Source organism: Wenjunlia tyrosinilytica, assembly GCF_014646055.1.
In the GTDB taxonomy this organism is placed as follows: Bacteria; Actinomycetota; Actinomycetes; order Streptomycetales; family Streptomycetaceae; genus Wenjunlia; species Wenjunlia tyrosinilytica.
This window is the reverse complement of record NZ_BMMS01000005.1, coordinates 132,990-158,763: the sequence shown is the minus strand read 5'-3', so window position 1 is coordinate 158,763 and position 25,774 is coordinate 132,990. Positions and strand designations below refer to the sequence as shown.

General features: G+C 71.7%; 10 protein-coding genes. 6 read left to right on the top strand and 4 right to left on the bottom strand.

Annotated features, from left to right (window positions below):
• Window positions 1–8: 8 nt before the first annotated feature.
• From IEY86_RS07555 to IEY86_RS07535, 5 genes are read left to right on the top strand one after another with little or no spacing between them, the layout of a single operon-like run.
• Window positions 9–3,347 (top strand): tubulin-like doman-containing protein, encoded by a 3,339-nt coding sequence (locus IEY86_RS07555; RefSeq protein ID WP_189130747.1) that lies wholly within the window; start codon window positions 9–11, stop codon window positions 3,345–3,347.
• Entirely contained in the window at window positions 3,344–5,833 is a 2,490-nt protein-coding gene (locus IEY86_RS07550) for an amino acid adenylation domain-containing protein (RefSeq protein ID WP_189130746.1), read from the top strand. Before IEY86_RS07555 ends, IEY86_RS07550 begins: the two co-directional genes overlap by 4 nt.
• Window positions 5,834–5,878: 45 nt before the next feature.
• On the top strand, window positions 5,879–7,102 hold the full coding sequence (locus IEY86_RS07545; protein WP_189130745.1) for a serine/threonine-protein kinase: 1,224 nt from the start codon (window positions 5,879–5,881) through the stop codon (window positions 7,100–7,102).
• A complete protein-coding gene (locus IEY86_RS07540; protein ID WP_189130744.1) occupies window positions 7,099–8,373 on the top strand; it encodes a TRAFAC clade GTPase domain-containing protein in 1,275 nt (424 codons plus the stop codon). Before IEY86_RS07545 ends, IEY86_RS07540 begins: the two co-directional genes overlap by 4 nt.
• 2 nt (window positions 8,374–8,375) lie before the next feature.
• Complete coding sequence (locus tag IEY86_RS07535; protein WP_189130743.1) at window positions 8,376–11,060, top strand: hypothetical protein; 2,685 nt, start codon at window positions 8,376–8,378, stop codon at window positions 11,058–11,060.
• A gap of 15 nt (window positions 11,061–11,075) precedes the next feature.
• Here IEY86_RS07535 and IEY86_RS07530 read toward each other — a convergent pair whose 3' ends face one another.
• From IEY86_RS07530 to IEY86_RS07515, 4 genes are all read right to left on the bottom strand, one after another.
• Complete coding sequence (locus IEY86_RS07530; RefSeq protein ID WP_189130742.1) at window positions 11,076–15,854, bottom strand: hypothetical protein; 4,779 nt, start codon at window positions 15,852–15,854, stop codon at window positions 11,076–11,078.
• Window positions 15,836–18,118 carry a hypothetical protein gene (locus IEY86_RS07525; RefSeq protein ID WP_189130741.1) on the bottom strand — a complete coding sequence of 761 codons (2,283 nt, stop codon included), beginning with the start codon at window positions 18,116–18,118 and terminating at the stop codon, window positions 15,836–15,838. Before IEY86_RS07525 ends, IEY86_RS07530 begins: the two co-directional genes overlap by 19 nt.
• Window positions 18,119–18,284: 166 nt before the next feature.
• The gene (locus IEY86_RS07520) at window positions 18,285–22,274 is read right to left on the bottom strand and encodes a hypothetical protein (protein ID WP_189130740.1); all 3,990 of its coding nucleotides are present in this window, start codon (window positions 22,272–22,274) and stop codon (window positions 18,285–18,287) included.
• A gap of 179 nt (window positions 22,275–22,453) precedes the next feature.
• Window positions 22,454–24,376, bottom strand: coding sequence for a CHAT domain-containing protein (locus IEY86_RS07515; protein ID WP_189130739.1), 1,923 nt, complete (start codon window positions 24,374–24,376; stop codon window positions 22,454–22,456).
• 424 nt (window positions 24,377–24,800) lie between these two features.
• On the opposite strand from IEY86_RS07515, the gene IEY86_RS07510 reads away from it, so the two are divergent.
• The gene (locus IEY86_RS07510) at window positions 24,801–25,511 is read left to right on the top strand and encodes a class I SAM-dependent DNA methyltransferase (RefSeq protein WP_189130738.1); all 711 of its coding nucleotides are present in this window, start codon (window positions 24,801–24,803) and stop codon (window positions 25,509–25,511) included.
• The last annotated feature ends 263 nt before the right edge of the window (window positions 25,512–25,774 follow it).

Genomic DNA, 25,774 nt, shown 5'->3' with positions numbered 1-25,774 from the left:
GGCCTTCCGTGAAGATCTACCAGCCCATGGTGTTCGTTGGACTGGGTGGTACCGGGTGCCTGATAGGCGCCGAACTCGAACGACGGCTGCGCGACGCGCTGTGCGGGCCCGACGGCACCTCCCTCGGCACGGTGCTGCGCGGCCGGCAGCTTCTGCCGTTCCAACTGCCGGATTGCCTCCAGTTCGTCTACGCGGACCTCAACGAGAGCGAACTCAACCGGTTGCCCTACCTGAGGGCCGAAGGCCGGCTCAAGGCCGCGTACGGGCGCACCTCGCGGGCGACCTTCGACCTGCTGCCGCGGTACGACTCCTATCCGGAGGTCGCCCGCAGCCTGCGCACCAATCTGCCCGACCAGATGCGGGCCTGGGTTCCTCCCAGGCTCGGTGAGCCGCGTATCGCCCCGCTGATCCGCGGCGCGGGGCAACTGCCGACCGTCGGCCGCGCGGCGTTGTTCGAGACGTTCCGGGGCGGGCTCAGCCCCGCCCTGGCGCCCCTGCAAGAGGCGATAGACATGATCAGCCGGTCCGGTGGCGACCTGGCCTCCCTGGGCGGGACCCTGCACGACACCTGCGATGTCTTCGTCGCCTTCTCCGTGGCGGGCGGGACCGGCGCGGGCATCTTCTACGACTACCTGCATCTGATCGCGCACGCCTTCGAGGAGGCCCGCTACCGCGTCAAGATCTATCCGCTGGTGCTGATGCCGTCCGCCTTCGACGAGGACCGCGGTGGCGGGCGCGCCGCGCAGCTCAACGCCGGACGCGCCCTGATCGACCTGTTCCGCCTGGTCGACGACCAGAACGTGCCCGATGTCGACGACGACCTGGACGACATCGGGCTCGGCGGGCGCGTGGGGGTGCGCTACCCGACCATCGGCACCGTCACTATGCGGCCCTCGACGATGCAGACGGCGTTCCTGTTCAGCCGCACCTCGGGGATCGAGCGGGAGGACCTGCACCGCTCCGTCGTCTCCCTCGTGCTCTCCCTGCTGGGCACCGAACTCGCCGACGACGACGGCCGCAGGGACACCGGCGACCTCTTCCAGTCCTTCGCGGACAGCTTCATCAACGACGGTGTCCACCGGGCCGCCGCCGCCCCCAGCGGCATAGGGCACCGAGGGGTGTCCACCAGCCTGGTCGCCTCCATGACGGTCCCCGTGGACGAGCTGACCGAGGTCGTGGCCGGCCGGCTGATGGCCGCGGCCGTACGGCAGGACCACGAGCAGCCGCGGTGGAACGGCAACGGCGACGCCCGCGCCCTGGTGAAGGAGCTCTTCGGGGCGTCCAACCTGGACCCCCTGTGGAGCCGCACGCCGCTGAAGTTCGCCGAGCCCCGCCCCGCCACCGGTGCCCGCCAGATCGTCGACGCGCTGGCGGGCCGGCAGCAGGCCATGGAGGACGCCCTCGGCGACCTCGACCGCGGGATGCGGCAGCTCGCGGCGGAGCTCGCGGCCGGGTTCGACCCGGTGCGCGGAGTGCGGGAACTGCTCACTCACGGCGATCTGTTCCAGGTCAACCGCGTGGTGGTGGGGAACCCGGGCGCCGAGGACCGGGTCGAGCGGGCCGGCTTCGCCGGAATGCTCGAGAGCCGCAGGCGCGAGCCCGAGCGCCCCGGGGGTCTTCCGGCCTCGGCCCCGCAGCCGCAGGGCATCCGGGACCGGATGGCCCGTCTGGTCAAGGCCAAGTGGACCGACCCCGAGGTGATCGCCTTCCTTCAGCAGCAGGACGAGTGGTACGCCTGGGAGGCGCGGCGGATCTGGCACCGGCACTGGGCCGACCAGGCGCCGCGCTGGGACCGCGGGATGAGTCAGCTCCGGGCGGAACTGGGCGCGCTGGTCGAGGAGTTCCGCGAGTACGCGGTGGAGGAGGAGACCCAGTTCGCGCAGCGGACCCGTCAGTTGTACCGGCCCAGGACGGGTGTGTCCTACCTGCTTCCGCCGCAGACCGACCTCCTGGCGTTCTACGACGCGGTCGTCCAGCGGCTCCTGGCGGCCGAGGGACTTCGGCCCACCGACGGCGAGACAGCGCTGCTCTCCCGCCTGATCGGGGCGGATCAGTGGCGCGCGGCGTTCGCGGCGGCCCGCTCCGCGACCCCCCGGGCGGCTGTCGGGCTGGTCAAGGAGCACCTCCAGCAGCGCATCAAGCAGCTCTTCGTGGAGAGCGGCGGAGTGGGCGAGCGTCCCCTCCTCCCGTCGTTGGGAGCCCTGCTCTCGGAGGCGGCCTCGGGGCAGGGCACCACCGTCGGGGACGAGGCGGTGGAGCAGTACCGGCACAAGCTCGCCTCGATGATCCCCGCGGGCTTCTCCCCGGAGGGCACCGGCCGGCTGAAGGTCCTCATCGTCTACCCGGCGACCAGCTCCGATCCGGTGGTGCGGCGCTTCCTCGCCCGGGAACTGGCGCTTCCGCGCGAGAGCGACCGCAGCATCGAATTCCGCCCCGTGGCCACCGAATCGGTCACGGTGGTGCTCTTCCGCAGCTCCATGAGCCTCATCGAGGTTCCGGAGGTGAGGGAGACCCTCTCGCAGTGGGCCGGTGCCCTCATCGACGAGCGGGCCGAGGACTACCTGATGTGGCGGCAGCGCCTCGGCCACGCCTTCGACTCCCTGGCCAGCACCGAGCGCGATCGGGTGCACATCCTGCACCGGCTGCTGTGCGCGATGTGGAACAACCAGGTCGACGTGCTCGGCGACGTCCGCTCGCCGCGGCAGATCAGGGTCCGGCTCCAGGACCGGGACTCCGCGGCGATGATCTGTGCCCTGGAGCCGTACGAGCCCACCCTGTCCAGCTGGGGGAGCCTGCTGCACGCCTATGAGGAGTGGACACTCGTCGACGACGCCGGAGGTATCCGGGGGGCCTTCTGCGAGCAGTTGATGTCCGCCGCCCCCAACGGGGTCGACGGCAACCCCCGTCCGCCCTCGGGCCTGTTCATCAGATTCGTCCACGAGATCGCGCCGCGCCAGGCCAGACGACTGCGGGAACTCGACGCCGAGGCCCGCGGCGGCGCGCACGACGGCCATGTGCAGCTGCGGCACTTCTGGACCCGCACCCTGCCCGCCGCCCTGGAACTGCCCTTCCCCAGGGCGCGGCGCCCGGTCCGGCACACCCTGAAGGAACTGGACGAGACCTTCTGGGAGCCCGAATCGGCCGGGGAGCCGCAGCCGCCCCGCGCCGGACCGCCGCCGCCCATGGGCGCCGACGACACCACCTGGGACATCGAGCGCGACAACTGGGCCGAAGCGGGCCGCGGCACGGGGCCGGCTCGCGGCGGACGTCCTCCCGCTCCGTGGCACGAGGGCGCGATATCCCGCGGCCCCGTGGCGGACGACGAGGCATGGAAGGACGAGCGGTGACCGCCCCCAAGGAGCACCCGCGCATCGTCGTACTGATCGACCTGCGCAACGGCGCCGAGGGATTCGCCGCCCTCCCCTTCGAGGAACTCGGCCGCACCGCCATGCGCGAGGCGGGGGTCAGCTCCGCCGACGTCTCGCGTGTGCTCGTGCTCGACACGCCCGAGGGACTGCTGCGTCACCACGCGATCCACCGGGCCGTCTACTCCCACCGCAGTGTGTCCTCGCTGCTGTGCCTCGTCGTGGGATCCGCGCTCGGCCTCGTCCACCGCACCGAGACCGGTGAGCGGTACCACGACCCCCATGTGTTCCTGCGCCCGGTCAGCCTCCATTCGCCCAACGCCGTGACGCTGTGGGTGGGCGATGTGCGCGGCGTGCGCTGGGACCCCGGACAGACCGGTCCCGCCGGCCTGACGGACAACGGCCTGCGGCCCGACGACACCCGCGGGATCGAACCGCTGATCGAGACCCTGCGGATCCCCGAGGTGTACGACGAGACCGTGCGCGAGGTGTCGTCCATGCCGTCCGCGGTGGCCTCGCCCGCACTGCGCCTGCTGGTCCAGGAGGTTCCCGACGACCAGCTGATCCGTACGCAGATCGATGTGATGAAGTGGCTGTCCGGGCAGCGTGACGAGCACGCGGCCGATGTCGTCGCCGGTCCGGTCGTGCTCGACCCGGACAACCTTCCGGAGCATGTCACCGCGGCGTCGTGCGTCGCCGAGGACGGCCAACTGCGGGCCGGGTACTGGAAGTGCGTCGACCTCGTTCACGAGGCGGCCGACCGGCTGGAGGAGCTGGCCGCGTTCTCGACGGTGCTGCGCGGGGACGCGTCGGCCCTGGTCGCGGACATCGTGGACCACCGCAGACAGGCCGCGCTGGCGCTCGGTGCCCACCGCGAACTGCTCGCCCATGTCCTGGACACGGTCGACGGGCGGGTGGGCCTGGACGCGGCGCAGCGGGACACCCTGGGAGACGTCGGCATCCGCATCCCGGCCCTGCCGGGGACGGGATCCGAAGAGATCGGTGCGGCCCTGCGCGAACAGGTCCTCACCGCCACGAGCCGTCGCCGGTCCCTGCGCGCGCTGGCGGACGGGCTGCGCGGGTTCGCCGACCGGACCCAGCCGACCGGAAGTCTGTCGAGCCGCAGGCGACTCGACAGCGTCTGCCCGCCCAGGCTGGTCGAGTCGCTGCTCGGCCCGGCGCCGTTTCCCCGTGTGACCGCGAACGCTTCAGCGGTGGCCGCGGCCGCGGCCGCGGCGTCCGCCCTGGCGCAGTGGGCGGTTCCCGGCGTCATCACGGGCGTGGTGGCGCTGCTGTTCGTTCTGGCGGTCGGCCTGCGCACCCTTATGGGCCCGGCGGGGGAAAGGCCGGGACGGGAGCGGCCCGGCGGGCTCGCCGGCCACCCGCTCGCCGACCACCCGGCGACCCGGCTGTCCCTGCTGTTCGGCAGTGTCGGCGCCGGGTCCGCCCTCGGCGCCGTCGCGGCGGACCTGGGCAGGGCGCCCACCCTGCTGGTCCCGCTGGCTCTGGCAGTGGCCGTCGCGACGGTGGTCGGCACGGTGGCCGTGGGGTGGCGCCGCCGGGTGGCCGCCTGGAGGTCGGTGCTGGCCCTCGACGCCGCCTCGACCGCCGCGGAGCGACTGCGCGAACTACTGGACGACTGCGTCGTGGGGCACTGGCTGCTGGCGGACGCACGGGTTGCCGCCTCCGACCGGGCCAGGGCCCTGGCGACCGCGCTCACCGAGGTGGCGGACACTCTCCAGGCGTTCTCCCAGCGGCTGGAGCTCAGCAGCGAGGCGGTGACCGGGGTCGACGACTCCCACCTCGAACTGCTCTCGCCGGTGGTCCACTTCGTGGGACAGGCGGGAACCCCGCTGCGGGAGACCCTGCTCGACGACTTGGAGGACCTGGCCGTCGAGGTCCTGAGTCCCTTCTGGTCGGTGATCTTCGCCGACCCGGCCGCCGCCACCCGCCTGCCGGTGGCCGAGCGCACCCAGGCGCTGGTCGACGCCTACCAGGCGCACCTGGTGCATGCGGGAACGGCGCCGCCGCCCCCGTTCGCCCGTGAACCGGAGCGGCGGCCCGATCCGGCCACGCTCGTGGGGGCGGACATCCGGCACGTCGTGGACCTGCTGAGGGACAGCCAGGGACCCCTCCAGCTGTGCTCCGTCGACCAACTGCGCATGCTGGACCGCCAGCCCTCCGCGATCCGGACGTTCGGATTCGTGCCGCACGCGATGCAGAAGTCGTTCCTGGCCGCCGACAGTCCCGGGGCGGACGGCCCGGGACCGGGCGAGCGGACCCGTACGCTGTGGACCGCCTCGGGACGCTGCGCGGGCCTTCTCAGGCTGGTACCGCTGGCCCTCGGGGCCGTCCGGGTCGGGGAGCCGGACGGCCCCGCCGGGAACGGCCGTGACCCCGGCTCGCACGAGCGCCGCCCGGGATCGGACCAGGGCGGCCGCCGTGGTACGCGGACCCCGGAGGGATGAGGGCCCGCGCCATGCGACGGCACCACATGCACGGAAGGACCACCGATGGCTGACGAGCTGACGTTCTTCGACTCGTCGGGTGCGTTGGCCAGCCACCGGGTCGAATACGGCCCCGACGCGCCACCGGTACCCGGGTCGCCCCTCCTGGTGCGGGGCGTGCGCCTGTCCGCCGACAGGCGTCCGTACCTCCAGCGCCGGCTGCCCGCCTCGCGGGCGTCCCAGCGCGAGCTCATGGAGACGCTCGAGGACGAGGTGCGGGTGGGACTGGCCTTGGCGCGTGCCTTCGGGCGGGACTCCTATCCGCCCGAGTTCGCCCGACTGGCCGCCTACGACCTGGCGGCCGACGAGCCGTTCGTGCTGCTCCAGCAGGGAGGGGAGAACGACCGTCCGGTGTCGAGGGTCGTCGGAAAACTGCTGACCGCCGAGCAGCGGATGTTCGAGCACAGCCTGATCCGGTCGGTCCGGCTGCTCGGCTGGGCGGGACTGGTCCACCGGGCGATCAACCCGAGCACGGTGCTGTGGAACGGTGACCGGGTCCAGCTGACGTCGTTCGGCCACGCCGAAGTCGTAGGAAGGCCCCGCCGCCGCGTCGGAGGCGCCCCGTGGGCCTCGCCCGAGCAGCGGGAAGCCGTCGGCGTGGTCGATCCGCGCGACGACATCTGGAGTGTGGGACAGCTCATCCACCACGTCGTCACATCGCAGCCGGGCAGCGACTCCGGCCCGCCCAGGTACACGAACGACCTCGGCGGCGGCCTCGAGGACCTGCTGGAGCGGGTCTTCGAGCCCCGGGCGCACCAGCGCCCCGAGGCCCGTACCCTCCTCGCCCGCATCTCGGCACCCGACCCCTGCGACGAGCTCCTGCGTCCCACGGACGAACTCGCCGAGGGACGGGCGATGTTCGACCGGCTGCTGCGCAGCAAGGGCCAGGGGGCCTGGCCGCCGTTTCCCGGTTCCGACACCGCGTCGGGTCGGCGGGGCGGGGAGGACCGCGGCGACGCGTGGGGACGCGCTGCGGCCAGGGACGGACGCGCGGGGCCTGCGGACGACGGCTACCGCGGCACCGGTCCCAACGGCTATCCGCGCGATCCGGGGGAGCGCGAGGGAGCGGGCGCGACGTGGGGCGGCTACGAGGCGGCCGACGGCTGGACGACCCCGGGAGGCGCGAGTTCCCGGATCAGCGGTGGCGACAGCCCCAGGCGCCGCTGGTGGGCCCGCGGGACGGACAGCCGCAACGCCGAGGATCCCTGGACAGAAGGTGGACGCGGGTGACGGACTTCGGCAGCGCCGACTTCGGGACGAGCGGGTACGGCATGGGCGGCTACGGCGGGGGCGCCTACGGCGCGGGCGCGTCCCAGGCACCGGGAGGCGAGCCGCGATGGGGCCCCGAGCCGGAGGGATACGGACTCGTCCGCTGCCCCGAGTGCCTGGAGGAGCTGCGGTACGACGAGAACAACCTCTACATCCCCCGGGGGGTGTCCAACGATCTGGAGCGCCTCGATCTGAGTCAGGAGACGAACACCAGGCGACGCAGCGACCTCATCCAGCGGGCCTTCCAGCGCTGCCCCAACCCCGATCCGGCGGTGGAGGAGCACTTCCTGTCCACCAACTACCTCACCAATGGGACACCGATCACGGTGGCGTTCGTCGGCGAGAGCGGCACCGGCAAGACGCACCTGCTCGCCTCGATGATCTCCGGGATAGACCACGGGGCCCTCGACACCTTCGGCATGCTGTGCCGTCCGGTGAACAGCGAGCGCCACGAGGAGTTCCTGGCCGACACGGTGAGGGCCTTCCAGGCGGGGCGGATGATATCGGGGACGGAGAGCCAGACGTTCGTCAAGTTCACCGACGCCCTCCTGTTCAGTGTCAACGGCGTCACCCGTCCGGTGGCCTTCTTCGACATCCAGGGCGAGGACTACTCGAACATGGGTGATCTGACCCGATTCCTGCTCGGGGTGGACGCCTTCGTCTTCGTCGTCGACGCGGTCAGGGCCCTCAAGCTGCCCCACCTGATCCGGGAGCAGGAGCGGCTGAAACGCGAGGGGAAGCAGCCCGGAATTCCCGACCGGACGTTCTCCGCCGTGCTGGACCGGATCACGCCCCGCGACGGCAGACTCGACGTCGCCGCGGCCGTAGTGCTGAACAAGTGCGACCTGCTGCGGTTCGAGTCCCCGGTGGACTACTGGCTGCGCGACACCTCCGTCATCGCCAACGGGCGGCTGGACCCGCGGCAGCTCTACGAGGAGAGCCGGGATGTGTACGCCTTCCTGTACCGGCACGGGGCACAGCACGCGCTGAGGCCGTTCTCCAAGACCCGCCGCTGCACCCTGCACTTCGTCTCGGCCACCGGCACGTCCCCGGTGCCACTGCCTCCGCCCCCGCCGCGCCGGGAGGGGTCGCACGGAGTCGAGGCCGCCGAGGCCCGGGGATGGTTCCCCGGCGGGGTGCGCCCGCAGCGGGTGCTGGATCCGCTCATGTCGCTCCTGGCCATGTGCGGCCTGCTCGACAGCGCCGAGCCGGGCACCGAGGGCGGGTGGTGACGATGGCGTCCCCGGGAACCGGCTCCCTCCTCCATCAGGCGGTCCTCGCCCACAGCCCCTCGAACCCGACCGGCAACAGCGGATTCGGGCCCATCGCCTACTCGTGCGGGAGACGGGACGCCGTCGCCCTGCACCGTCTGGTCGGGGGAGCGGCACGCCCCGCCGGCTCGGGCAGGTTCCGACGGTCCTCCCTGGCCCTGCTGCACCTCCCGGGCGACCAGGCCGCCCTCCTGCACCGGGAGCCCGCACCGGACGTCTTCCTCAGACCCAACGTCCGCTGCCACGTTCTGTGGGGGCCGAGGAGCCTGCTCACTCCGGAGCTGGGCCTGGGGCTGTACCGGTGGAACTGGCCCGGAGCCATGGACGCCAGGCAGGCCCAGCAGGGTGAGACGCTGGAGCGGATCGAGCACTCCACCCTCGACCGCGCGGCGAAAGCGGGGCGCAAGGAGCTGAGCCGCGTACGGATGCCCCGGGATGTGTTCCTCACCGTGGCCGCGACACTTCTGCTGGCGGACAAGCCGGTGCGGATCTCGCTGCTGGAGGAGCAGGTGGCAGGGCCGCCCGAGGCGATGCTCCTGCGACTGGTGCGCATTCTCGACGGTGTGGTGCCGGGGCCCATGACCTTCTCGACCCTGGAGTCGCGGGAGTCGATGCCCTACCGGGTGGTGCTGCTCCCCGGGTGGCCTGCGCCGGGATCGTCCAAGCACGGACGGGTCAGGATCTCCCAGGCGATGCCTCCGGACGAGGACATGCGCCGGACGGTGGACGGGCTGGAGCGGATCAGAGACTCCAAGTACCGCTTCACCTGGAAGGAGTTCGTCGGCAGGCAGCCGGAGTTGGCCGCCCTGCCGGGCGGTCGGCGTGTGGCCGAGCTCCAGGCGAGGCTGTTCCCCGGACTGGCCCCGTGGGCGGTGGAGCCCGCGGCCGGGCAGCCGTGGGGGGACCCGCCCCCGAACGAGCGGGCGACGGCAGGCGGCTTCGCGTGGAAGCGGCGCGTCGAGGAGGAGATCGATCCGCCGGTCGGCGCGGACGCGGAATTCGACGACCCGAGTTCCTCCGGTGCCGAGGTGTGGAACACCGGTGGACCGGATCAGGTCGAGGCCGGGACGACGGCCACCGTGCCCGCGGGCAAGGAACCGCCCCCGCCTCCGTCGTACGCGCCCTCCCTCGCGCCGCATTCCCCGACAGCGTCGGCGGACGGGGCCGGGGCTGGGGGCGGGGACGGGGATGGGGACGGGGCGTGCCAGGTGCCCGCGGACTCCTCAGCCGCGGGGGCGGACTCCGTCTTGTCGGAGACCGAGACCTGGACCGGGACCGGGACCGGGACCGGGACCGGAACCGGGACCTGGACCGAGACAGAGACCGAGACAGCGACCGGGACCGAGACAGCGACTGGGACCGAGACAGCGACCGGGACCGGGACAGAGGCCGGGACCGGGACAGAGCTCGGGACCTGGACCGGGACCGAGGAGCGGAGCGCCGCGCACGAGGACCGGATGTCCGAGCCCTCGACGGTGACCGACGCCGGCACCGCGATCGAAGGCGCGGGGACGTCGCGCGAACTCGTGCGCGGCGGATACGAGGTGGGGCCGAACAACACCTTCGTCCCCGTTGGCGGCGCCCCGGCCAACAGCGACCCCGGCCCACCCCCGCCGGGCGCGGAGCAGGCCGCCGACCGGCCGGAACCGCCGACGAGCAGTCCCCCGAAGCCGTTCTCCTCGGGCGGGCACGGCAGTGCGACGGTCGTGACCAGGCCCCCCGCCAAACCCCGGCCGGAGCCGGAGCGGCCCCGTCCGCGGGACGACGAACCACCCGGTGGGACAGGGCAGCTCCGCCCGGGACCTCAACCACCGGAGCCTCCCCTCCAACCACCACCGGCGGTACCGCAGCCGCCGGACCGGCCGCCGACCGAACAGCCACCCGGACAGCCGGCCCCCCAGGTTCAGCCGGGGCGCCCCCGGACCCCCTTCGTGCGGCTTCGACGGACGTGGCGCGCATGTCGCAGGCTGCTGAGGTCCGCCCCGGACGAGTTCGCCCGATGCTCCGGACTGCACACGTTCGACAGCGTCGTGCGCCAAGGCACGGTGGACGCCTTGTACCTGCGGGACCTCAGGATCCTGCTCGGGCGGCTGACGATGGAGCAACTGCTGGACTCCGCACTGGAACCCCACAGCAGGTCCACGCAGGTCCGCGCCCTCAAAGAACTCGGTCTCAGGATGGACGGCGCATCCGCCGGATTCGCCAGGACCACGTGTGAGCACCTGGTCGTCGCGGGCAAACGGGCATGTGTGAGGGCCCAGGGCGTGCGCACCGAGGGCAACCCCCTGCTGGAGTGTCTGCGCGGCGCCTGGGCCTGCGTCGTGCTGCCGCACCTGGCGGACGAGCGCGTGGCGGGTACGTGGGACGGATTCCTGGCCGAACTCGCCACGACGGACCCGGACCTCCACCAGGTGCTGCGCGACGAGATGGAACGTGCTCGTCAGCAGCGGTGCATCGACTTACCCGCTGCGGCGGGCGCCCCGGAGCTGCGCGAGGCACCGGAGCCAGGCTCTTCCCCGCCCCGTGACGCCACGGACCAGCACCCCGTCATCGCCGCCCTCCTGGTGATCGGCGGCGTCCTGGTGGCCGTCGTCGTCGTGGCCCTGCTCGTTGTGGTGATCCTGTGGTTCCTGAACAACTTCGCCTGACCGGTGGGCCGGTGGTCATTCCCCGGCCATCGCGCCCACGCCCAGCATCTCCCCCTCGGGGACCGGACTGTAGAGACGGTCCTTCGCCCTCCTGAGGTCGGTCTCCTCGTGCCGCGCGGCCACCTGCCGTTCGATCTGCGTGGCCTCGGGGGAGATCAGGCGAAGGATGTCCGCCGCGGTGCTGCACGGGCGCAGCGCTTCCTCCAGGTGCCGTTCCCACCCACTCCTTTCCCTGGTGTCCACCAGTCCGGTGGCCAGCACCGTCGCCGAGGCGAGCCGGAAGATGTCATAGCCGAAGCGGTCCCGCATCCGCTGCTGGTCGTCGACCTCCCTGGTCCAGCGGGCGTCCGTGACCTCCACGATCACCAGGGGACGCGCGGGCTGGGGCAGTGCGTCCAAAGCGGCGACGACGTCCTGCGCGGTGATGGCCCGGACTCCTTCGGGCACTCTCAGAGCGGTCCGCCGGCCGTGCCGTTCCATGGTTCCCCGCAGGTGGAGCACATCGACGCGGCCGGGTTCCAGGCCGACGAGGGCTCCCGCGGCGGACAACGCGTCCTCGGTCACTCGCAGGTCGACCAGCGAAGGCCCGGCTCCCGCCGCCTCGGGTGCCATGGAGGGCAGCCGGGGAACCGTGCCTCGGCCGGGCAGTGCGGGCAGCCATGCGCCGACGCGGTGCACGCGGGTTCCCTCACCGACGGCCGGCAGTTCCTCCCGCAGAGCGGCGTGGGTGTGCTCAGCGGACCTGCCGTCCGCGTACGTCTGCCAGCACGATGTCCACTGCGGGTGCTCCGCCCCGTCGAGCGGGCCGCTGTAGTGGCCCAGGCTGAGCAGGGCCAACTGGCGATTGCGGATCCGTTCCCGGCCGACCGTGGACGCGGTGAGGTGGCCCGCCGCGTCCGGCAAGCGGTTCAACCGCAGCCGGGCGCCGCGCAGCAGGGGGTTCTCCGCACCCGGTGTCAGCTTCTGGAGCACTGGTTCGGCCTGGGCGAGCCATGCGGCGCCCTCGCGTGCGTCACCGCTGAGAGAACCCGCCGCGAGGGCGAGTGCCAGATGGCGCACGGCCCGATCGGTCGGTGTGCCCTCCTCGCTTCCCGTCCGCGTCTGCTCCCCGGAGGTCGCCGCGTGCAGGAGTACCGCGCAGATGCGGCCCCCCAGCACAGTGCCCGGATAGCAGGCGCTCTCCCGGGCCAGCAGCGCCGCCCGCGCGCCCGCGCCGGGCACCCTGGCGAGCTGCCGGGCGGCGGCATGCGCGCGGGGGAGCTGTTGCCCGGGTTCCGCCGCGTAGACCAAGTGCAGGGCCACCATGGCCCGTTCCTCGGCCGACGGCGCGAAGACCGCTCCGTCGGGCTGGGTGGCGAGTGCGTGCGCGGCCGCCAGTTCCTCCAGCAGACGCGCGGACCGGCCCGGGCCGCCCAGCCGGTGGAGGACCGCCGCCTCGGCGCAGACCCCGGCGGTCCGCCACCGGCCGCCCGCCGCGTGGAGGGGCCGTGCCAGCTCCACCCATTCCCTCGCGCGCGAGAGATCTCCGGTGTTCACCAGCTCATGGCGGACCCGCGCGGTGAGGACGGCGAGCAGTTCCTCGTCGCTGTACGCCGCGGCCATGGCCGCTTGGGTGTGCTTGTCCACCAGGGCGTCGTCGCGCAGGTCGGAGAAGACCGCCACGAAGGCGAGTTCGATCTCCACCCGGTAGTCCAGGCCCCCTCCGCTCTCCCATCCAGGGCGGGAGACGATGTCGCGGAGCTGGAGCAGAGCGGTCTCGTGCGCACCGGTCAGCCGGTTGGCCAGCGCCTTCAGCCACAACGCCTTGGCCCAGGAGGCGCGATCCAGAAGGGCGAGGGCCCGCGCCGGCTCCCGCAGGTCCAGCGCGGCACGGGCGGCAAGGAGCGCTGCCTCGTCCTCGTCCTCCTCGGCCGTCGCGCGTTCCACACCGTCCTCCGAGGAGGAGCCGGCCCGCGTACCGGCCTCGGCGTACCGGTCCATCCACTGGAGCACCTTGTCGGCGCGACCGGCCCGAGCCCATTCCCACAGGGCGAACAGCGCGATCTCGGCCCTGGCGGCCGGTGAGGGCGCGGCGGGGAGGGAGGCTTCGTCGAAGGCGCGCCGGAAGTGCTCATCGGCGTTGCCGAGGCCCTCGATGAGCCGGCAGCGGCCCATCAGGAGCAGGGCGACACGGCTCCACGGCGTGGGCTCTCGCCGGGCCCGACCGCTCGTCTGCTCCTCGAGCACCCGGTACGCGTTGGTCAGCAGCCGGGCCGCCGTCATGGCGAGGTCAGGCCTGCCCGGCTCGGTCGCCGCCGCGGCTCCGGGAGAGGCCGCCCCGAGAAGATGCCGGGCCCGGTCGATCATCTCCGCCGCCCGCAACAGATCGGTCCGCGCCGTGTCGACCACGACGGAGTGCTCGTACTGCTTCGCGTGGTACTGGCTCATACTCAGGAACCGCCGCAGCTCCCCCCAGCTCTCGTCACGTCGGTACAGGCACTCGTGGAGGAGCACGGAGGCCTTCTCGAGGAGCACTCGGTACCAGAGCCGGGCGGGCATGACCCGCGTGTCCAGGTTTCTGCTCCTGCTGTCGAGGAAGTCGGTGCTCAGGAGGTTGTCGACGAGGATCGAAGCGAGGGCGGCTCCGCCCTGGTGCCAGGCGTTGTGCACGTCGGCGGACCACTTGTCGCTGACGGTCCGGGCGGTGTCGCCCTTCACCGGCGGGGTGGATCCGATCATGTGCAGCTGGTGGTAGTAGGCCCGTCCCAGGGCTTCGAGGGCCGAGCCGATTCGGTGGTCCTCCGTCGCCTTCTCCGCCTGCCGTCGATGCCAGGTGTACGCCTCGTGGTGGAGGTTCTTCCACAGGTCGCTGGCGCTCTGGTCGTCGGCTGTGCGCAATCGGTCGACCAGGGCCCGCCGGACATGGGGATGGATCTCGATCTGATGGGCGTTGCTGTTCCACTTCATCCACGCGGTGCGCTGGGCGTAGAGGTACAGGGACTCCCACAGGGCAGCGCTGGATCTGCCCCGCTCACCCCACTCTTCGACGGGCCGCCCCTGCATGGCCTGGACGAGGTTGACCGATTTCAGGACGGACTTCTGCGATCCGGCCATGATCGTTCTCAGTTCGCCGTCGTGCCGATTGGCCAGCGGAGCCAGCACGTCGAGGACGAACCGCTCGGACGGCTTGCGGGTGACGGCGCAGCAGAACAGCAGATTGCAGGCTGCGGAGCCGCCCACTTTGTCGAGCTCCCGCTTTATCGCCACGACGAGCCAGGGGTCGCCCTTCAGTGTGATCTGCCGCGGGTCCAGCTCACGGGCCTCGTCGGCCACAAGGGCCAGGTGGATGGGCATGCGGTGGGCGGCGGCTTCCTCGACGTCGTGGTCACCGGACTTGAGGATCGTCCGGGCGGTCTCTTCCTGGACATTCCGGTGCCGGACCAGGTAGGCGAACGCCTCGTCGTGGGAGAACGGAGGCACCTGTTCGGTGCGCAGGCCCCTTCCGGGAAAGTAGGCGTCGACCTCGTTGACGACCAGGCGCAGGTCCGTGCGGCACAGCAGGGCGAGTCTGAGGTGGCGGTTCTCCCGCAACAGCCGCCCGAAGAGCTGGAAGAAGTCCGACAGGTCGCTCATGCCGACATCCAGCAGGTCCTCCATGGTGTCGACCGCCAGCAGAACGGGGGCCTCCCGCTCCCGCACGGTCTCGGCCAGGGCCCTGAGGAATCCGGAGACGACCGCTTCACCGTCACGTCCGGGCGTGCGGGCCATCGTACGTGCCTGCGGGTCGGTCCTGGCGATCTCCGCGATCAGGTCGCGGTGTTCGTCGGCGAACGAGCGCAAAGGGCCGCCCGAGCCGAACTGCTCCGCCAGTTCCTCGGCCATGCCCGGCAGAAGGGCCCACGGACGCCGGATCACCGCGTGGGGGGCGAGGATGGCGAGATCCTGCAGAGCCGAGCGCACGGCGGGTGTGCGCCGGGCACAGTGGTCGTTGCGGAACCAGTTCAGCAGCATGGTCTTCCCGCTGCCCCCCACGGCGTGGAGGTGGACGGCCCTGACGTCGCTGTCCGGCGCCAGGAGCAGGTCCAGCACGTCGTGCAGCTTGGGCCGGGGAAGGTAGTGGCGCAGCTGGCTCCAGTCCTGACCGCGTCCCCGGAGCAGATGGAGGCGTTCCTGATAGGCGGCGGCCGTGTCCAGCAGGGGCTGCGGCACGAGGGCGTGGAGCGCGGCCGGCGCCAGCGCCCCGACCAGAGCCGCGCACTCGTCCAGGTCCCGGAGGGCCTCGGCCGAACGGTAACGGGAGTCGAAGAGGACAAGAGCCGCGTCCGCGCTGTCGGAGAGGGCGAGCAGCGACAGCGCCTGGGTCACGCCCGAACCCCCGTCCAGCGCCCGGTAGCACTCGGCCAGGCCCCGCGCGAACAACTTCAGATCGGCCGGAACGGGCCGGGAGCCCGGTGAGCGGTGCTTCTCCTCACGCAGCCACCACGCCGCCCAGCCGCCGCGCTGGACCAGGGTGTCCGTGAGCCGGTAGCTGCCCGGCGGTGCCGCTCCCGGACCCACGTTGCGCGAGACCCATCCCCAGCTCTCCAGTGTCGCGAGCGGCCACTGCTCGGCAGCCGTCCCGGCGAGCTCGGCGTTGTAGATGTCCTCGGTGAACCAGCCGGGCACGGCGCACCGCTGAACGAGCTCCCGAAGTCCGTCCGGCATCGTCCCGACGTACTCGAACGCGTGCGTCTCGAAGGACGCGGACCGTACGCCGGTGCCGTGGGCACCATCGTCCGGCGGATCGGTCGGGCCGGTCAGACCTGCTGCTTCCACGGGGATCCACCGCCGTTCCTGCTACGACCGAGTTGGGCCTCCAGCAACCGCTGGGCGTCGACCAGCAGGCTCGGACCGAAGGCGGGAAGCCCTGTGCTGTCCTCGACCCTAGGGTGCAGCCTGGCGTCGTCGACGAGCTGGACAACTTGCTGTTTCCAGGCAGGACACGACTTGAACGATTCGCCCATCCTTGCGCCCACCTCCCTCAGCAGCGGAGCAGCGTAGTCCAGCGGCCAGGGCTCCACGTCCACTGAATCCCTGATTCGGGTGAAGCCGTAGTTCCGGTCCCCCGAGGCCCCCCCGACGGCCACCACGACGGCCACCGAGGACGTTTTGTCCAGCAGCGGCTGGAGGACGTGCCGAACGAGCCAGTCGTCCATCACACCGTCCTTGAGAGCCTTGTCGCTGTGATCGAGAGCGAGCAGCAGCCGCTCCGAGGACTGGGAGTGGTCCAGGAGGATGTCCAGGCACAACTCGGTCGCTTTCCCGACCACTATGCTGTTGCGCTCCGGAGAGGTGCCGTCCCGCGCCTCGGTCGAACCGAGCAACTCGCCCGATTCCGCGGAGCCGAGCAACTGGTCGAACTTGGCCCGCAGATGGACGGCACCGCCCGGTCGGCCGCTCGCCGACGGCGCTGTCGGGCGCCGCACGGGAGCGTGCGCCAGGGTCCGCAGGGCCTCGAGCACCCCGAAGGGACGGGCGGAGAATCCCGGGCCCGGAGGATTGCCGAAGTCCACATGGAGTCCGGTGTTGCCGAGCGCCTCCCAACTGCGCAGGGCGAACAGCAGCAGATCCGTGGTCCCGTCCTGATGGGCCGGGGCGGACAGGCCCCCGGAACGGACACGAGAGGCCGGCCTGCCCGTCCCCCGAAGGAAGTAGGCGCCACTGGCGCCTTCGGAGGCCTGGAACCAGTCCTGGATCAGGCGCCGTTGCTGCACCCGGTCGACCGAGACACGCCGGGCACCGTCGAGACCGCGGTCCTCGACGGCTTCCCCGCAGCCATCCTCACCGCTGTCTCCCGCGCCGTCCTCCTCCGCTGCCTGCTCGGGCGCTCGGCCGACTGCCGCCGGGGCCGCGTTCTCACCGGGGGCCGGGGTGCTGATGGGGAAACGGATGGGCTCCGCCGCCACCGTGACGCTGCGCCAGCTCCAGGGCCGTTCCGATCGGGTTCCGTCCGGCGCTGCGCCGCCCGTCACGACGCCCGTCGTGTCACCCCTTGCCTCGCCGTCCGCGGGCGGCTCGCCCCTGTCCGCGTCGTCCGCCACGGACACGTTGATCGCCCGGACCGCCTCGTCCACGGCCAGGCCCGCGCTGAGGCCTTCGTAGAGCTGCCGGCTCTGGTCGGCGAGCGCCGCGAGGCCGCCGTAGACGCACAGGGTGACGACCGCGGGTACTCCCGGCCCCACGACCACGTCGGCGAGATCGGCGGAGATCTGGGGGCGGCAGTGGGCCTCGCTGTGGGGGCTGGCCGGGGAGGAGCCGAGGACGACCAGCTCCACCCCGTTGGAGTCGAACTCCCTGACCGCGAGGCGGCGGTCGGCCCCCCCGTCCAGCAGATGGCGCACCGCCCCGTTGAGCAGGTGCAGCACGGTCGGCTTGCAGGACTTCACCAGTTTGCAGAGGGCCTCGAAGCCTCCGGGGTCCGGGTGCATCTCCACCTCCCAGCCCGTGCACGGTTTCGAGAGCGCGAGGTGGACGGCGGCGTCCGTGTACTCGTCGTCGCGTGTCCGGGCGTCCACTCCCAGTAAGAGCACACGCGGAGGAAGGTGGGGAGTGAGCAGGCGGCGGGTTCCGCTGAAGCCCCGTTGCGGCACTCTGCCGCGCACCGCCCGGTAGAGCGGGGACCGGAACAGCTCGTTGGGCGGCTGCCCCGGCTCCACGGCGGGCACCCGCAGCGCCTCCCAGGCGAGTCCGCGCAGGGACCGTGCCTCCAGGTGCAGATAGACCATGAGCGGGCCCTCGGCGTCGGAAGGCACATACCACTCGGGGAGGCCGCAGGCCGCCATCCGCTGGAAGAGCTCGTCTCCGTACGCCGCCGCCTCGGCGACCGTGGCGCCCTCGGCCCTGTGCCAAGGGACCGGGGTGTCCGGGGGGATGAAGGCTCTGCCACTCCTGTATTCCTCGGGCTCGCGTCCCGGACGCAGCCGGGTCACGGTGATCGGATGGCTGCGTTCCCCTCGCAGGCCCTCACCGATCCGCACGATGACGGACTCCGACGTGGGACCGTGGTCCCCGTGGCCGTCGCCCTTGCTGAACACTCCCACAGCTGATGCCACCTTCCCCCGACGAGAACCCGCGGCCGAGGCGGCGCTGTGCGCTCGGCTCGGGCGGTGGTCGGGCTTCGACAGCCGGGCCACGGGGTCTCGCGTCGTTCTCTGTTACTTGCTGCTTGTCGCTGAGCACGGGGTCGTGGCGACCGCGTGCCTTCGGTCATGTCACCGGTGGATCATCGGTCCCCTCCTGACGCCGGAGCAGTTCGTCGACCAGTGCGGCGAGAGCGGCGTCCGCCGACTCCTCCTTCGCCAGGAACGTGACCATCTCCTCCAGTCCCAGTTCCCCAGGACCGGTGGCGGACTTCCCGATGGCCGCCTCCAGGTCCCGGACGGCGCGGGGAAGGCTCGGGGCCGAGGCCAGCAGCAGTTCGTCGAGGCTGCTCAGACTGTCCGGAAGACGGCCGTCGCCGGTGAGCCTCCTGATCAGCGCTGCCGCGAGGTGGTGGACGAGAGCCCCGCTCGGCCGCACCTGGTCCCCCGCCACGTCCGGGCCCAACCCCCGCCCGATGTTCTCGTGGCATCGGGCGATGTCCATGGGAGTGCCGCCGAGGTAGTGGAAGCGCAGTGCCCCCAACTCGCTCGTCAGGGCGCTGCCGGGATTCCGGCCGCGCAGCACCTCGGCCTTGGCAGACAGGGCCTGGCCCATCAATGCCCAGTCGCCGTCCCCCTCGGCGAGGTCGTAGCACTCCTGTATGTGGCGCAGGACATGCTGACGCGACTGGTCGCACGGCGGATCCATCAGCACGGCGCAGCCGTGGACGTAGGCCCTGAGCTGCTCCGACTCCAAAGCGTCCTGGTATTCGAGGCGCTTGGTCAGTTTCTTGGCGGCGCGCCGGGAGACGTCGAGGCAGTCGTGGACGCAGTCCTGCCGCGTGACGGCGTCGTCGCAGTACCGCGCGCACAGCGCGGTCGCGTCGCGAAGTACGGCGCGAAGGAAGTCGGTCGTGCGGGCACCGCGTCCCGAGCCGTCCCAGCTGTGGGAGTCCAAGAGCACGTCCTCGGCCTCCTCGGCGGCCGCCTTGTAGTCCCCGGCGTCGATTCCTACCCGGGCGCGCAGGGCGCGCAGGGACGCCAGACGCCACGTGTCGGCGCCGCCCTCCCTGGCCTGCCCCAGACATCGGTCCGCCTCGGCCAGGGCACCCGCGAGGTCTCCCTGGGCGCGGAGTTCACCGATGCGGTGTGCGGCCATCAGGTCGGCGCCCTGAGCCGATCCCTGGCCCTCGCTCCGCGGTGGGATCTCCAGTCGGTCACGCAGACGCTCGAACCAGGTGATCCGCTCGCTGTTCCTGTGCCACCGTCCGGTCGGTCCGCGGCCCGGGCTCAGCGGGGGCCTTTCGTCCGAGGCCTCCTCGATCTCCCGCATCTGCTCGGGAAAGGCGTCCCGAAGTGCGAGCCTGACCGTCTCGTTGGTGAGGATCCGCGGGTCCCGTTCGAGGATGACCTCGGCGACGTCGACGAGTGCGGACGACCGACTCCCGTGGACCAGGTAGGGGACCAGCGCCCGCGCGTGCCGAAGGACGGTCTGGCGTCCGTCGTAGGACTCGCTTCTGAGGGCGTCCTGAAGGGCCCAGGTCAACGCGGCCGCCGCTCGCGAGCGAAGTTCCCTCACGTACTCCTCGGGCGCCGTCTCGAGAGCCGCCTCGGCGACCGTTCGCTGGATCGTCAGCCGCGTCCCGCCGTGCGCGTCCTCGGCGCATCTGACCAGAGCCGTGTTCAGGAGCCAGTCCAGGGGCGGGGTGCCGACGGTGAGGACGGCCAGTTCGGGCCAGCGCGCGAAGTCGTCGGACGCCTCGCCGCCGGGTGGATCCGGGGGGACCGTCCATCCGCCGTTCGAAAGGAGTGGTCGCAGCCGGGGTACCGGTTCGGTGCAGATCCCCGCCCAGAGCCGTGCCAGCACCGTTCCCGACCCCCGTGCGGGGCCCGCCGCCGGGGCGCGGCCGGAGGAGCGGCTCGGGCCGGGAATGAACCGCTCGTTGTCCTCCAGGGCGCACAGGAGCCAGAGCAGGAGTCTTGCCGCGTCGGCCTCGACCTGTCCGCCCAGGGCATTCTCCGTGAACGCCTTCGTCCACTCCGTCAGCTTGCGCGAATCCTCGCCGTTGCGCCCGACGCTCTTCAGGAAGGCGTCGAGGCTCTCGGCGGAGCCCGCCTCCTTCTCCGCCAGCCGCAGCAGACCTGGGTGCCCGTCGGCGCTCTCGATCAGCCGTCTGACCAGCGACCTGCGCTCCTCGTCCGGCCATCCCGGCACATGCCCGGCCGCTCCCGGCAGCACGAAACCGCTCAGATTCCGCATGCTCTCGGTCCCGGCCAGAGTGAGGGACTGGCCGGCGGTCAACGGGTGCACCGCGACGCTCTTTATCCGGTCGCCGCGAGGGGTTTCACCTGGCCGCCGCCCGGCGAATTCGATGGCGCGCGCGCTCGTGATGACCAGACGGGACAGCCCCTCGTGGTCGACCAGGGCTCTGATGAGCCGCCCCCACGGCGGATAGCGCCACTGCCCCGCCGCTCTGTACCCGTCCGTCAGCCAGTCCGCGTTGAGCAGGGCGATGAGTGCGCGTCGGTTGGCGCAGCGGACGTTGAGCATCCGGTTGAACACGTCGAGCTCGCGGTCGAAATCCTGGAGTGAACGACTGGAGTCGAGGCGCTTCTTGGTGGCCGTCCACTCCGGGAGGAGGCCGAATTTCTCGCTGAGTCCCGCGTAGAACGCGAAGAGGGCCGATTGCACGCCCATCGCCGTGCGGGCGGCGTCGAAGGGAACACAGAGATGGAAGAGGTGCTCGTACCGATCGCGCAGGGCATGCACACACGCGCGTTTGCCGATGCTCTCGATTCCGTGGAGCAGCACGCCGCGGTGGGGGGAACCGGCGTCGAGCACCGCGCCCGCCTTACGCAGGACGTCCGGATGGCTGACGAAGTCGAGTCTGCCGCTGACGCCGTGGTCCCCCCGCGCGCACCGCAGGCGCAGGCCGAGGGCCTTGGGGTGGTACAGGGTCGGTGAGCAGCGGTCGAGACCGGACAGCTTCAGGCCGTCGAGCACTTGCTCCAGCGCGTCGGGAAGGCAGTCCTGGCCCGTCAGGAGAGTTGTGTAGAGGCCGCCGCAGATCTCCGCGATGACCCCCTCAGGGATCGGGTAGCGGAAGGACAGGACGGGGCACTCCAGCGTCTCGGCCAGCTGCCAGGGCAGATCCACGGCGGCGGGCTCCGGGGTGTCCGCGTCGACGTCGCGGCCGCCCGGTTCGATGCCCAGCCGCGCCAGCCGCTCCCGCATGCCGGGGGTTCCCGGGGGCGGAGAGGACAGCACGACGAGTCCGAGGCGGTCGCGGCCGCGTCCCAGCGCTTGGGCGACCTTGTCCGCGGCCAGCAGATGCTTGCCGCCGATGGTGTCGGTGAGCGGTCCCGGCCCCGCTGCGGTCCGCCCCGCGATGTGCAGCACAAGGGCGCTGGGGTCGGTGGGGGAGTGCGCACCCGCGGGGGAGAGGGATCGTCTGAAGTCCGGTTCGCCGACCTCATGGACGAGATTGCGCAGGGTGAGCCTCATCCTGTCGCCTACGGCCACCCCGAGGAGCCGCCGGCGAAGGATGTACTCCTCGTGCTGCGCGGCGTCCGCCCTGGCGTGCGAGCCGGAGGAGAACACCCCCACCAGGCAGACGGGCAGGGCCTGCCCGTCAGCGGCCGAACCGTCGGACAGGTCCTGCGAGGGTCCGGCCACCGGGGGAGGGCAGTGGATGAACCGGATCCGCCGATCCGCGAGCATCTGCTCGGACCGGCCGGGAGCGGACGGCGAGGGGCCGGTCGTGGCCAGGGACAACGGTAAGCCGGCTAACTCCCGCGTGTCCGGAGCCAGTTCCAGCAGAACGGGCGAAACCCGGTCCTTGGGGCGGTTGCTCGCCCATTGCAGCAGCCGCTCGCAGATCGCCTCACCCAGCACCCGCTCGCCGATCTCCCGCCCCAGCTGTCGCTCGGCAGCGGACCACGAGGGGGTTCCCCGTGCCGTGCCCTCCGCGGCGAGACGGGAATAGGGAGCTGCGAGTGAGGAGACAAGGTCGCAGTCCGCCGACAGGTCCACATCGTGTTCGATTTCGGGGCCGCCCGGAACGCGAAGCGTCCATTTCCAGTGGGCCTGGTCCCGGTAGTCCTTGGTGCTGAGCACCGCATGATCGTGCGCGACCACTTGCCCCCCATGGGTGGTTCGCGTATGCGGGCCGCACGCCGCACTGACGGCGGCGCGGGCGCAAAATCCGAGCAAGGGAAGTCTAGGGAAAAGTGGAGGTGGTGTGCAGGTGACCGACAGAATCCAAATGGTCACAGGGCGAGATTCGCGAAGGAACCTCACCCCCGGGGCCACTGGGCCAGTTCCTCGCGATCCGCTGCCCTTTCCTCGGCCTCCATGAGCAGCGCCGGCAGGCCCGCAGCCCGGCGCAGTACGTCGTCCGCCAGCCGGTGGTCCGCTTCGTCGGCCTGTGCGTCGTCCAGCAGCGGAGTGAGATTCGGCAGCTGCCGGGCCAGGAGAAGGGACTCCTTGTCCGTCAGGCGCTCGACATGGATGGGCAGCAGCCTCCTCAACGGCTCTGGGCCGAAGTCGGTCCGGCTCGTGATCAGCACCCGGCTGTCGCCCTGGTGGTCGGTCAGCGAGGACAGCAGAGCCTCCCAGAACGGGTGGCGCCACAGGCCCGGCTCCAGAAGCTGGCGGTCGAGGCGGTCGAGTACGAGCAGTCCGTAGTTCCTGCTCCACACCTCCCTCAATCTCGCGCAGGCACGCGCCCAGACGTCGGGTGCGGTGGTCGGCGCCGTCGGCAGTTCCACGCGCAGTTCGAGCCCGTTGATGGCTTCGGCCAGGCTCAGGACCGAGTGCGAGTCGTCCTGCACCTCGAACCACAGAATGTTCCGGAAGAACCGGCGCCGGGTGCGGGCGAGTTCGTTGGCGCAGGCGGTGGTGCCGACGCCGGGCTCTCCGTGAAGCACCACGCCGGTGCGGCCAAGCGAGACCTCGCCCAGCACATGGGCGGCCTTGGCCATTTCACCGCAGCGGCCCACGAAGTGGGCGCTCTCCGGGGGCGCGGTGGCGAACAGGTCGATCTCACCCGAGTCCTGTGCGATCCACCGGTAAGGGGGAGGCGTCAGGCGGACCGGCTCGCTCGAGGCGGACATCACGGTGTGGACACCTGCCACGGTGAGCGGGTACCGGTGCTCGGGCAACCCGGGGTCCTCCATCACGGCGGTGAGTGCGGAGCCCACCGCCCTCCCCACGTCCTGCTCGTCCGAGATCATCGAGTGGTACAGCGCGAGGTTGAACGTGCGGGTGAACGCGTCGCCCATCGGAAACCGCATGCCCACGGTGTCGCAGCCCAGCTCCTGGGCGATCACGGCGGCCAAGGAGCCCGCGTCCGGGGCCGCGGCGGACGCCACGGCGGACCGCGACCCGGCGGAGTCGGAGGAGTCGGCCGCCGACCAGCACGAGGAGAGCGTGACGAGTTTGAGGGTGTCGTAGGTATCCGCGAGCAGTTCCGTCAGATCCTGCGCGCCGATCGGGTCGACTCCGCCGTCCGGGTCCTCCAGGTGGAGGGCCCCGGGCTCACCATGGGCGGAGAAGTGCACCACGTCCCAGCCGTCCCCCTGGTTCAGGGCCTGCCTGAGCGCCCTGCGGGTGACTCCGTACTGGAGGGTGTGGACCTCGACCGACCGGCCGTGCCTGGCCCCGAGGTCCGGCAGACGCGCCATCATGATGCGCTCCGCGCGCAGGTCCAGCGGCTCGGCCGTGACCGGCTGGGCGAACACGGCCAGGATGCGCAGGGCCTTGGAGGAAGCGGACCTCACTCGGCGCGGCTCCGGGGGCCGCAACGGCCGCTGGACGCAGGTGATCCCGCGCAGGGCCAAGGGGCCCTCGCCCAGGTCCGCCAGCATCCAGGGCAGTTGGGTCATCCTCCACATGTCCTCCGGCCCCGACAGCTGCAGGACGGCCTGCCGCCTGAGCCTCTCGGCTATGTGCGGCAGGCCCCGGCAGGCCAGCCACTTGCTGATCGGGCGCAGATACCGCTCGAGCTCGTCGGGTCCGCTTGCTGCCAGGTCGCGCCATTTCGTCTGGTCCAGTTCCCACAGATCGTGGAAGGCCCGGTCGTCGGCGCGCAGTTCCACGTAGTCGTCCTCTTCGTGGCCACCGGGGACATCCGAGAGAATCCATTGCCAGGACCTCGGTGGGTTGCCGGTGTCCTTCTCACAGTCCCTGCGCCTGATGTACATGTACCGCTGCGCCATCACGCTCCCGTACCGCTGTGCTCTCCTGCCGTCCGCCGTCGGGGCAGCCTCGCCCGTGCACGGGTGAGCGGAACCCGGACGCCGGTCGTATGTGGGGGCGACCAGTATGGCGCGGAACGCGCCCTTTTCAGGCCTGTTCCTGTGCAATCAGGTGGCTTCATCGAACCCGGGCGGCTGCGGAAACGTTCCGCTATGCCCGAGGTGCATGGCTGTTTCGATGTGTGTCGTCCGTGAGTGTGGTCCACGTGCGTCGTCCATGTGTGTCGTCCATGTGTGTCGTCCACGGGTGTCCTCCGCGTGTGTCCTTCCGCGGGTGCCCTTGTGTGCCCTTCCATGTGCGTCGCGCGCGCCGACTCCATGGGCGCCGACCTCTCGGGAGGAACGGCGCCGGCGGCTCCGGAGTGGACGGCTCTAGGCTGGGGGCGTGCGCTCTTCCGAGGGTCCGTCCCTTCGCGACTTGGCCGTTCAGGTGCTGTCCTCCGTCGAGCGGGGGTACGACCTGCTGGCCCCGAGGTTCGACCGCACGCCCTACCGCACGTCGGACCGCCTCCTCGATGCGACCGCCGAGGCGCTGCGCGCGTACGGGCCCTTCGGCGACGGACTCGATGTGTGCTGCGGCACGGGCGCCGGGATGCGGGTGCTCAAGCCCTTGTGCCGAGGGCGGATCGCCGGTGTCGACTTCAGTGCCGGGATGCTGGACGAGGCGCGTGAGGCGTACCCGGATGCGGAGTTGGTACGGGCCGATGTGCGGGCGCTGCCCTTCGTCGGGGAGTTCGACCTGGCCGTGAGCTTCGGCGCCTTCGGGCATTTCCTTCCCGCCGAGCGGCCCACGTTCTTCGCGGGGGTGCACCGCGCGCTGCGGCCCGGCGGCCTCTTCGCCTTCCCGGTCGCCGCGCCGCCGCGCGTCACCTCGCGCTGGTACTGGCGGCTTGCGGGATTCGATGCGCTGATGCGCCTGCGGAACGCGGTGTGGCGGCCGCCCTTCGTCATGTACTACCGCACTTTCCCGCTGGAGGCCGTGCGCGCGGACCTCGCGGCAGTCGGCTTCGGCGTGGCGACGGTGGCCCTGGAGGACTACGGGCGGCGTGAGGACGGCAGCCCGCGGTGCCGACTGGTTCTGGCCCGCAGGGCGTAGCCACTGCGGGGCCGAGCGTGCCACCGGCATCCAGCGCCGCGTCTGCGCGCGCTCATCCGTCGGATCGATGGTCCAGCCGTCGGTGAGGACGACCGGGACGGGCGCGCTGCCGCGGGGGCGGCAGGAGGGTCAGCCGCGGCGCGATGCCGTGCATGCTGTCCGACAGCCCGTGCGGGAGTGAAACGCCCGGGTGGGCCATGACCGCCGCCTGCCCGGCCGCCTCGGCAGCTTCAGCCGCCTCAGCCGGCACAGCCTCGTCAGGC

What these genes read in the sequence shown, in the direction of transcription:
- IEY86_RS07545 (WP_189130745.1), top strand. Translation starts at nt 5,879, where the DNA reads ATGGCTGACGAGCTGACGTTCTTCGACTCGTCGGGTGCGTTGGCCAGC.
- IEY86_RS07535 (WP_189130743.1), top strand. Translation starts at nt 8,376, where the DNA reads ATGGCGTCCCCGGGAACCGGCTCCCTCCTCCATCAGGCGGTCCTCGCC.
- IEY86_RS07515 (WP_189130739.1), bottom strand. Translation starts at nt 24,376, where the DNA reads ATGGCGCAGCGGTACATGTACATCAGGCGCAGGGACTGTGAGAAGGAC.